This window comes from Clostridium sp. DSM 17811 (assembly GCF_018861905.1).
GTDB lineage: Bacteria > Bacillota > Clostridia > Clostridiales > Clostridiaceae > Clostridium_AD > Clostridium_AD frigoriphilum.
This window is the reverse complement of the sequence record NZ_JAHLDU010000026.1, coordinates 37742-48147: the sequence shown is the minus strand read 5'-3', so window position 1 is coordinate 48147 and position 10406 is coordinate 37742. Positions and strand designations below refer to the sequence as shown.

11 protein-coding genes are annotated in these 10406 nt (G+C 31.2%); all 11 read right to left on the bottom strand.

Annotation, left to right across the window (positions count from 1 at the left end; all coding sequences use genetic code 11):
* Nucleotides 1-180, bottom strand: a 180-nt coding sequence (locus KPL44_RS20745) for a DegT/DnrJ/EryC1/StrS family aminotransferase (RefSeq protein WP_216253513.1), incomplete at its 3' end; no start/stop codon positions are given.
* A gap of 38 nt (nucleotides 181-218) precedes the next feature.
* Nucleotides 219-1211, bottom strand: coding sequence for an NAD-dependent 4,6-dehydratase LegB (locus tag KPL44_RS20740; protein ID WP_216254198.1), 993 nt, complete (start codon nucleotides 1209-1211; stop codon nucleotides 219-221).
* A gap of 16 nt (nucleotides 1212-1227) precedes the next feature.
* Entirely contained in the window at nucleotides 1228-2283 is a 1056-nt protein-coding gene (locus tag KPL44_RS20735) for a nucleotidyltransferase family protein (RefSeq protein WP_216254190.1), read from the bottom strand.
* A gap of 4 nt (nucleotides 2284-2287) precedes the next feature.
* Nucleotides 2288-2929: an acetyltransferase gene (locus tag KPL44_RS20730; RefSeq protein WP_216254187.1), complete on the bottom strand. Its 642-nt coding sequence runs from the start codon at nucleotides 2927-2929 to the stop codon at nucleotides 2288-2290.
* Between the two features lie 27 nt (nucleotides 2930-2956).
* A complete protein-coding gene (gene neuC, locus KPL44_RS20725; protein WP_216254185.1) occupies nucleotides 2957-4105 on the bottom strand; it encodes a UDP-N-acetylglucosamine 2-epimerase in 1149 nt (382 codons plus the stop codon).
* Nucleotides 4106-4187: 82 nt separating this feature from the next.
* Nucleotides 4188-5231, bottom strand: a complete 1044-nt coding sequence (gene neuB / locus KPL44_RS20720) for an N-acetylneuraminate synthase (protein ID WP_216254183.1) — start codon at nucleotides 5229-5231, stop codon at nucleotides 4188-4190.
* Nucleotides 5224-5928: an acylneuraminate cytidylyltransferase family protein gene (locus KPL44_RS20715; RefSeq protein ID WP_216254181.1), complete on the bottom strand. Its 705-nt coding sequence runs from the start codon at nucleotides 5926-5928 to the stop codon at nucleotides 5224-5226. The genes neuB and KPL44_RS20715 overlap by 8 nt, the downstream gene beginning before the upstream one ends.
* Nucleotides 5929-5930: 2 nt before the next feature.
* Entirely contained in the window at nucleotides 5931-6923 is a 993-nt protein-coding gene (locus tag KPL44_RS20710) for a GNAT family N-acetyltransferase (RefSeq protein WP_216254178.1), read from the bottom strand.
* A gap of 11 nt (nucleotides 6924-6934) precedes the next feature.
* On the bottom strand, nucleotides 6935-7681 hold the full coding sequence (locus tag KPL44_RS20705; protein WP_372451231.1) for an acyltransferase: 747 nt from the start codon (nucleotides 7679-7681) through the stop codon (nucleotides 6935-6937).
* A gap of 28 nt (nucleotides 7682-7709) precedes the next feature.
* The gene (locus KPL44_RS20700; protein WP_216254175.1) at nucleotides 7710-8798 is read right to left on the bottom strand and encodes a Gfo/Idh/MocA family protein; all 1089 of its coding nucleotides are present in this window, start codon (nucleotides 8796-8798) and stop codon (nucleotides 7710-7712) included.
* 192 nt (nucleotides 8799-8990) lie between these two features.
* Nucleotides 8991-10307, bottom strand: a complete 1317-nt coding sequence (locus KPL44_RS20695) for a nucleotide sugar dehydrogenase (RefSeq protein WP_216254173.1) — start codon at nucleotides 10305-10307, stop codon at nucleotides 8991-8993.
* Between the last annotated feature and the right edge of the window lie 99 nt (nucleotides 10308-10406).

Sequence of the window (10406 nt, the reverse complement as noted above, 5' to 3'; positions counted from 1 at the left end):
TTGAAGCGCAGCTGTACCATTCATTGTAACTACAGCACTTTTGCTGCCTACGTATTCACTAAATTTTTTCTCAAATAAATTAACATAACTTCCTACTGAAGATACCCAATTAGTATCTATACAGTCTTTAACGTATTTTAATTCATTGCCTCTAATTTCTGGTATACATAAAGGTATCATTATAAAAACCTCCTACTTTTTTAAAAGCTATTCTTTTGTTAAACATTGTATATGTCTGTTTTAAAATACTGCATATTGTTTTTTATCCACTCTATTGTTGCGCAAAGACCCTCGTCTATATTGTAATTAGGCTTCCAGCCTGTTAATTCCTTTATTTTAGTATTATCAGCCCATAGTCTATTAACTTCACTGTTTGTAGGTCTTAATCGTTCATCATCACAAATAATTTTTACGTCCTTACCTATTATTTTTATTATTTTTTTAACTGTCTCTCCTATAGTTATCTCATAGTTTGAACCAGCATTTATAACTTCACCAATAGTCTTTTCACTTTCTGCTATTTTTATGAATGCCTCAGCAGTATCTTTAACAAAGTTAAAGTCTCTAGTTGGAGTTAAACTTCCAAGTTTGATTTCTGTTTTTCCTGCGAGTATCTGTGATATTATTGTTGGAATTACAGCCCTTGCAGATTGTCTTGGTCCATAAGTATTAAATGGCCTTATAGTTGCTATAGGCATATTAAAACTTTTATAGTAACTTTCTGCCATTTTGTCTGCTCCTATTTTTGATGCTGAATATGGAGATTGACCTTGCATTGGATGCTTCTCATCAATTGGTACATAAAGGGCTGTACCATAAGTTTCACTGGTAGATGTATGTACAATTTTTTCTACATCGTATTCCCTGCATGCTTCTAAGACATTAGTAGTACCTTCAACATTTGTTCTTACATAAGCCATAGGTGATAAATAAGAATACGGAATTGCAATAAGTGCCGCAAGATGTAGTACTACTTCTTGACCTTTTATAATTCTTTTCATTCCATCATATTCTCTTATGTCACCAGTAACAACTTTTATGCTGTCTTTAACCTTCTTATCAAAAGTATCAATCCATCCCCAGTTATTGAATGAGTTATATTGAGCGAGTGCCGTAACATCTGCTCCAAGTTCCACTAATCTTTCTGTTAAATGACTTCCTATAAAACCTTCTGCGCCAGTAATTAAAACTTTTTTCCCTTGCCAATTCATTTAATCTACCCCTTTTTTATAGTTTAAAAAATTTGTGAATATCCGTGTTGGCTTTTCTATAGTCTTCTATTTGTCCTATATCCTTCCAATACTCAGTTATTTCATATATACCTGACTTATATTTATTATTAATTGCATCTTCTATTAAGTCTGTCATATTGTAAACTTCATTCTCATGTATATATTTTATAATTTCTGGATTTACTACATATACACCACCATTAATATTAAATTTGTATGTGGGCTTTTCTTCCAAAGACTCTATAAGCATATTATCAGTAACAAGTACTCCATAAGGAATATTAACCTCATAATTTCTAACACCTACAGTTATATTAAACTCGTTTTTAATATGATGATTTAAAAACTTTTCGAAATCTATACCTGTTAGTATATCCCCATTTATAACTATAAATGGTTTTATAAATTTTTCTTTAACTAACGCTATTGATCCTGCTGTACCCAGTTTTTTAGTTTCTCTTATATATTCTATGTTTACTCCAAACTTTTTCCCATCTTCGAAGTAGTCCTCTATTATTTCTCCTTTATAATTAAGAGATATCATAAAGTTATTAAACCCATATTCTTTGAATTGTTCTATTATAAGTTCTAGTATTGGTTTGTCACCAATTAATAGCATAGGTTTTGGTACTGTCTCAGTTAATGGTCTTAACCTAGTTCCCAAACCTCCAGCTAGAATAAAAACATAATTGTCCTTTTTATCATAAGATAATATATCATCAAGAAAATATAAATCAATTAATTTTTTATCTTTATCAATTACAGGAACCTGTCTTATATTATTGCTTAACATATACTCTTTTGCTTTCTTTTTACTATGCTCTTCTGTAACAAATTTAAAATTTTTGAAATATGTATTCTCTATACTATCATTTATACTTAAACCCTTAATCATAGCACGTCTTATATCGCCATCTGTAATAGTTCCCACTAATTCATTATTTTCATTTACAACTAGCGCTCCACCAGTTAAATTTTTATCTATAACTTTCATAGTTTCTTTTATTGTAGAACTAGCTCCTATACAATAATTTTCAATTGGAAATTTCACAATATCACCTGCGCTTTATAATTTTTGATGGAACTCCTACAGCAACTACATTATCTTCTACATTATTAATAACCACAGCTCCTGCTCCTATAATTACATTATTCCCTATATGTAGAGCTTGAATTATACAACTTCCCATCCCTACATGTGTATCATGCCCAACTTTCACCGCACCAGCTATACATGCTTTAGGAGAAATATGGGTGTTCCTTTGTATTTTACACTCATGTTCAATTACTACACCAGTGTTTATTATACAATTTTCTTCTATGGAAACACCTGGATTAATTATAGCCCCTGGCATTACACAAGTTCCAGCAGCAATGCTCGCATAAGATGAAACTATTGCATCTTTATGTATAAGTACTGGTATATTAAATCCTATATCTTTTAATTTATTATATATTTTATCACGAAGCTTAATATTTTGAAGTGCACCAATACATACAAAAGCATTTTTTACACCATCATTATACAATTTTTTCAAAATACTATCATCACCTATTATAGGTATATCTAATACTAATTTTTGACCTCTAAAAGTAGTATCTGTTACACCTATAATATCATATTCACCAACACTTTTTATAATATCTATAATTACCTTGCAGTGTCCACCTGCACCTACAAGTACGATTTTCTCCATAATTCCACCTCAACTTTAATTTCTAAGTTAATAAGTAATTCTCTTTTGTATAAGTTCCCTATCTAATTTTACCTCACTTATAATTTGTGCTATTTTTCCGCTAGCATTGCCATCACCATATGGATTTGTACAATTTTCTAATTGTTTCTTAAAACTTTCATCATATATCGCTTCTTTAATACCTCTTATAACAGATTCTTTTCCATAGGAAACATCTATTATATTACTAGCTCTTAATCTTCCATCTTGCCTTGAACCTATATTTACTACAGGTAACTTGAAACTAGGTGCTTCAATTATACCTGAAGATGAATTTCCTATCATTACCTCTGCTATCTCTAAAAAGCTAAGGTATTCTACTTGACTTAAGTTTCTAAATACCTTTAAGAATGGGTATTTAGCTCTGTATTCTTCAATTACCTTTATAATTTCACGTCCTCCATTATCACTGTTAGGGTATGAAACTATAGTTTGATACCCTAGCTCTACAACTGCATCAAGCGTTTGTCGTATTTGACATTCTACCATGTCACGCTCTGTAGTTACTGGATGCTGTGTTAATAAAAATATCTTATCATCTTTTAATTCAAACTTCTTTAGCATTTCACTTCTTGAAATATATTGTGTTTTTTTAATATAATCAAGGCCTGGTGCCCCCACTACATAAATATTCTTTTCTTTCTCACCTAATTTAATTATTCTTTGCTTACTATCCTCATTAGCAGGAAAATGTATATGTGAAAGTTTAGTTATAGCGTGTCTTACAGACTCATCTACTGTTCCAGTTACTTCTCCCCCATGAATATGAGCCACAGGTATATTCATATGGATAGCTGCCGTTGCTGCAGCAAGCATTTCTCCCCTATCCCCAAGTATTAATAAAAGATCTGGTTTTATGCGATCAAAGCTTTGAGCCATGCTTATAATTGAAAGTCCTATTGATTTAGCCATAGAAGCACCAGTATCCGACGCTAATATAGTTTCAAACTTATCCGCTATATCAAAACCATCTTTTTCTATTTCATTTACAGTCATCCCATATTCAGGACATAAATGCATTCCACATACAATAAGCTTAAGGTCTAAATCTTCATGTTTTTCAATTTCCTTAAGAACATAATAAAATATTCCATAATCGGCTCTCGTACCTGTTATAACTGCTATTTTTCTTTTCATGTTTTTCCTCCTTGCAGGGCTCTTATAGAATAACAATTATTAATTGTTATTCTATATAAAAGTAAACCTAATTAGCTACTTTTCATTCTATAATGTTTAAAGTTATTTGTTCATCCATTTCTATATCTCTATTAGTTTTTTTTCCAACAAGATCTATATAAAATTTAGGTGAAAGTCCCGTGCCTGGCCTTTTGTAATCTAAATCCATTAGCGTTATAATCTGCCCTTTTTTTATATATCTAGATGCAACGATACTTTTTCTTGCAGCCTTAATTGTATCTACTTCACTTAGATTATACCTTTTAATTCCATTTCCAAGTGCCGTTTCCACATCCCTAATTGCTTGAACCATATCTTTTAGTTCCGTAGGATTTAATGAAGCTTTGTGGTCTGGTCCCTGCATATTTTTATCTAGTGTAAAATGCTTCTCGACTATATTAGCTCCAATAGCTGTTGCAGCTATTGGTACTGTTATCCCTTTCGTATGATCAGAATACCCGCCTACAACTTTAAAAGCATTCTTTATAGTATTCATAGCATTCAAGTTAACACTTTGTAATTTAGCTGGATAATTTGAAGTACAATGGAGTACAGCAACCTCACTATTTCCTAAACAATAAATTGCATTTAATGCTTCTTCAATTTCTGAAAGATTTGCCATTCCAGAAGATAATATTATAGGTTTATTAAATTTTGCTATATGTTCTAAAAGAGGAATATTAGTTAAATCTCCTGAACTAATTTTAAAGGCCGACATTCCTATAGATTCTAAAAAATCTGCACTTTCAAAATCAAAAGGAGTAGATAAAAACATAATCCCCTTATATTTACAATATTCTTGAATTTTTATAAAACTTTCTTGTGATAGTTCTAGTTTCTTTAACATACTAAACTGTGAGGAAGTATGCCCAATATTACTTTTTTGATAATCAGCCATATCCGCATATCCAGTAACTAACTTTTCTGTTTTAAATGTCTGAAATTTTATTGCATCAACACCTGAAATTACAGCTTTATCTACCAGTTGTTTTGCTATATCTATGTCTCCATTATGATTAACCCCAGCCTCTGCTATAATAAAAGTTCTGTTTCCATCACCTATAATTTTATTTTCTATCTTAAACATCTATGCTCTCCTTTATTATAAGTTCTACAAGTCTTGCATCGAGCATTGTATCAATATCTATAGAGCTTTCCTTGTCCATTACATAAGGAACTGTATTTTCATCAACAAACTTTCTTTTATTTATTAACATATCATTCGAATTTATATATAATGCACCATTAAATTTATAAAAAGTAGGTAAATCCTGACGCCTTAGATTTGTTCCCTCAAAACTAATAACTTCTTTTAATTTTTCATTTTCTATTCTTCTCATAAGTACAGGATTTTCATCTGCTTCACATACGCTTACAAGTGATGTGCTATTTGATTCAATAAGCTTCTCTATAGCATTATCCAGATGCTCAAATGTCCTTAGAGGTGACGTAGGTTGTAATAATATCACATAATCATAACTAACATCATTTTTTTTATAAAAATTTATAGCATGTATTACTACATCTATAGATTTTGAAGTGTCATTTGATAATTCCTCTGGTCTTAAGAAAGGCACCTTAGCTCCATACTGCTCTGCTATCACCTTAATTACATCACTATCTGTTGATACTATTATTTCATCTATATATTTAGATTTTTTCCCTGCATCAATTGTATAAGCTATAAGTGGTTTACCACATATAGACATAATATTTTTATTGGGTATACTCTTAGAACCACCTCTTGCTGGAATAATGGCTAGAAATTTTTTGTTCTTATACATAATTATCCCCTTCTAAGTATGATTTTTCCGTACTTTCTTATATCTTCTTTCAAATTTAGAATAATTGAATTATTTTTACTTATCCTAAAATATTGCTTTTGAAGCGCTCCGAAGGAGCGAAACATACTCTCTATTTGAGGAGCTACTGAACCTTCAAAATCAAATTTATCAGTAAATTCTGCTGAATATTTTATAGCTTCAAAAATATTTAAATACATAGCTCCACTGCTTCTGAATTTGGGATCAGCACCACCTAATAAGTAATATGCAGAGTTTCTATCATATACAAGATATAATGCTGCATGAAGATTGTTTTGTTCATCCACTGTAAAAAGCATCTTTCTTGATTTATTTTTATTTATTATTTTATCAAAGCTACTAAACCAATTAAAATCGAAAGGTACAGGCATATTCTGCCTTTCATAAGTCTTTTTCAGCATACTATACATATCTGTAAGGGTCAAACTATCAATAACCTTTAAATTAAGACCCATAGATTTCGTAATAACAGACTTCGTGCTATCTGCAAACGCCCCCCGAACTTTTTCAATGTCTTGAATACCTTCTATTACATAGGTATATCTAGTTTGCTCTTTATACCCTTTCCACATAAAAGGCATCCAATTAGTAAAATTATAGTGAAATGCACAATCAAAAAACTTTAATTTAGGAATATTATTTACAAATTCCATAGTTATATCTTTTTCTTTTGTAATTTTTTTCACATATTTCATTTGAGAGAAGTCATTAAAAAGTATACCAAGTGTTTGCGTAAGCTTTGGCATTGATACATGACCCTTATTAGTTTCAGTTATAGGCATACCTGCTACTAGCCTATTCCCCTTATCAAAACACCCTAATATTTTATAATATGATCCTACTGCATCAAGCCAAAATGTTTTAGCAAATATGCTACCTTGCGGAGAGTTATCTACAAACTCATTCCACAGTTCATATTCATTTTTTTCTAGATTTCTAAAATTATAATTTCCCATTTTTACTTCCTTTATTGATTCTTGAGCAATTGATTTTCTGGTACGTCACGCATTACCTTAGCAGGATTACCCACTACAATAACACCTTCTTCAACATCTTTTGTAACTACACTACCTGCTGCTACAAAACCATCTTCATGTATAGTAATACCTGGTAAAATAACAGCTCCTGCTCCTATTCTTCCACCATTTTTAATAGTTACACCTTTAAATTTACCAAATCTTTCTTTAGAACGTGCTGCATAATTATCATTAGATGTTGTAACGCAAGGTGCAATAAATACATAATCTCCAACTAATGAGTATGCTGTTATATATACATTAGTTTGTATTTTGCAATTAGATCCAATCTTGCAGAAATTTTCAATAGTAGTTCCACGACCAATAATAGTCTTTGAACCCACTGTTACATTTTCTCTTATTACAGCAGTATCGGCAATTAGTGTTTTAGTTCCAATTTCGCATCCACAATAAATGATTACACCTGCCCCTATAAGGCATCCTTCATTAATTTTAGCTGGCAGCAATTTTTCTTCACTTTTAAATATGCTGTTTACAGATCTCATAGGTTGCTTGCCTATTACTGTATTATCATCTATTCTAACATTATCTCCTACAATAGTTCCCTCATGGATCACTACATTACTTCCTATAACACAATTGTCACCTATTACTACCTCATTATCTATTACTACAAAATGTCCCATTGTTATATTTTTGCCCAATTTACTTTTATCTGAAACATACTTCATGAAAATAACCCCTTTTCATATAATATCTTTAAAACTATTTTTTCATTTGCATTGTTGAGAATTCTCCCATTGGAAATTTAACTGGAAGTCCTGTTAGTCTTGATTTATAAGCTGCAAGTATTATAGACATACCTTTTTTTCCTTCTACTCCATTTATGAGCGGTTGTCTATTTGTATTTATAGCATCTATCATATCTTTAAACAACGGTGTATGTCCAAAACCATATACTGAATCCGGGTCTCCCTTTTGTTGTTTTAATATTTCTTCCTCAGTATCCTTATTATCAGCAAATCTCCAAGTTTCTATTGCGTTAACTGCAATACCGCCAATAGCTACTGTACCATTTTCACCAAATATACTTAATGTTTCTTCTAAATTTTTAGGATATACACAAGCTGAACCTTCAACTACACCAATAGCTCCATTTTTAAATCTAATAATTATTGCTCCAAAATCTTCAGCTTCTATGTCTCTTAAAAATGTTCCACACTGTGCATAAACAGTATCTATTTCTCCGCCCATCATCCATTGTAATAAATCAATATTATGAATACATTGGTTCATTAAAGTACCACCATCAAGTTCCCAAGTTCCTCTCCATGGTGCTTGAGTATAATATCCCATATTCCTATTCCAAAGGATTCTTGCTGTTCCATTAACTAATTTACCAAATCTATTTTCCTCAACTGCAGCCCTTAGCTTTTGTATTGGCTCATTAAATCTGTTTTGATGACTAACACAAAGCTTAACATTGTTTTTATTTGCGCATTCAATCATTCTGTCAGCATCTTGAGTAGATAAAGCCATTGGTTTTTCTACAAGTGCATGTTTTCCTTTATTCATACAATATATAGCTATTTCTGGATGATATCCACTTTCAGTAGCAATTGAAACCATATCAATATCCACTTTTTCAAGCATTTCTTTGTAATCCTTATAAACTTTAACATCTGCATTGTTACCTATTTTTTTTATATATTCATCTTTTTTAGCGATAGCATTAGCTTCTACCACGTCACAAACCGCTACAAGTTCAATTTCATCCTTATTTTGAATTATTGCCTCTACATGTTTATATGATATTCTTCCGCATCCTATTATTGCCATACGTATTTTTTTCATTTAAAATCCTCCTTATAATATCCATTAAAACATAACCTCTTTTAATCGTTGTTCTAAGGGATTCCTTACTGCTTATATTTATCGGTTAATAAAATAGTGATTTCTATAATTTTGGCATGCAATATTATAAAATAGTTTACAATGCTTGCATGCCATATTTATTATATTAAATAATCACTTACAGTGCTGTCATTAAAGCTTATTTATCTTTTCTCTGTTATTTACAACATGTTTTGTAGCATTTCTAGTATCGTATAACAAAGTAGCTTCTGCCACAATTCTTTCATAATCATAACTGCTGTGATCTGTTGTTATAATCACTATATCTGCACTTTTTATTTCATCTTCCCAATTTACAGTTACATATTCTTTGCCATTATGTGTGAACGCAGGTATAAACGGATCATTTATAATGATGTCAGCACCATTCTTTTCTAACTGTTCTATAACCTTTAATGTTGGTGATTCGCGCATATCATCTATATCTTTCTTATAAGCTGCACCCATAAGAAGCACTTTTGCTCCGTTTAATGCTTTTTTCTGACCATTTAAAAGTTTCATAACATTTTCTAAAACAAATTCTGGCATATAATCATTAATTATACCTGATGCTTCTATTAATTTTGTATGATAATCAAACTCTTTTGCTTTCCATTCAAGGTAGAACGGATCAAGAGGTATACAATGTCCACCAAGTCCTGGACCTGGGTAGAATGGCATAAAACCATAAGGTTTAGTTTTAGCTGCATCTATTACTTCCCATATATCTATATTCATTCTTTTACATAAAATAGCCATTTCATTAGCTAACGCTATATTTACATTTCTAAAAGTATTTTCAAGTATTTTCTCCATTTCAGCTACTGCTGGTGAAGACACTTCTAGTATATCTCCCTCAAGCACACTTCTGTATAACATCCCAGCTACTTCTGTACAATCTTTCGTACATCCTCCGACTACCTTAGGAGTATTTTTTGTGTTAAATTGTTTATTTCCTGGATCAATTCTCTCTGGAGAAAACGCTAAGAAAAAGTCAACTCCACATTTAAGTCCTGATTCTTCAAGTATTGGTTTAAGCACTTCTTCTGTTGTTCCTGGGTATGTAGTACTTTCGAGTACTACAAGCATTCCCCTATGTAAGTACTTAGCTACACTTTTAGTTGATGCAACTACATATGACAAATCTGGTTGTTTGTATAAATCAAGTGGTGTAGGAACTGCTATACATACTGTATCAACATCCTTAACAAAGCTAAAATCTGTAGTAGCTTTAAGTTTTCCTGTCTTTACCAACATTTTTAAATCTTCATCTACAATATCACCAATATAATTACGTCCCTCATTTACCATTTGAACCTTTTTATCTTGTACATCAAACCCTATTACTTCATATCCTACCTTAGCCTTCTCTACAGCTAGTGGCAAGCCCACATAGCCAAGTCCAACTACACCAAGTTTAGCTGTTTTGTTTTTTAATTTTAATAATAATTCATCTTTTAATTGAAACATTTTGTTACCTCCTGCAACCTTAAAGGTCTTATTTAATGTATAAACTTTCTTATACACTCTTTCTTTTATATTTATAAACTTTTACTTTCATTAAAGCTA

Excerpts from the sequence above, each read along its gene's own strand:
- KPL44_RS20740 (WP_216254198.1), bottom strand. The coding sequence starts at position 1,211 with ATGAATTGGCAAGGGAAAAAAGTTTTAATTACTGGCGCAGAAGGTTTT.
- KPL44_RS20730 (WP_216254187.1), bottom strand. The coding sequence starts at position 2,929 with ATGGAGAAAATCGTACTTGTAGGTGCAGGTGGACACTGCAAGGTAATT.
- neuC (WP_216254185.1), bottom strand. The coding sequence starts at position 4,105 with ATGAAAAGAAAAATAGCAGTTATAACAGGTACGAGAGCCGATTATGGA.
- neuB (WP_216254183.1), bottom strand. The coding sequence starts at position 5,231 with ATGTTTAAGATAGAAAATAAAATTATAGGTGATGGAAACAGAACTTTT.
- KPL44_RS20715 (WP_216254181.1), bottom strand. The coding sequence starts at position 5,928 with ATGTATAAGAACAAAAAATTTCTAGCCATTATTCCAGCAAGAGGTGGT.
- KPL44_RS20710 (WP_216254178.1), bottom strand. The coding sequence starts at position 6,923 with ATGGGAAATTATAATTTTAGAAATCTAGAAAAAAATGAATATGAACTG.
- KPL44_RS20700 (WP_216254175.1), bottom strand. The coding sequence starts at position 8,798 with ATGAAAAAAATACGTATGGCAATAATAGGATGCGGAAGAATATCATAT.
- KPL44_RS20695 (WP_216254173.1), bottom strand. The coding sequence starts at position 10,307 with ATGTTTCAATTAAAAGATGAATTATTATTAAAATTAAAAAACAAAACA.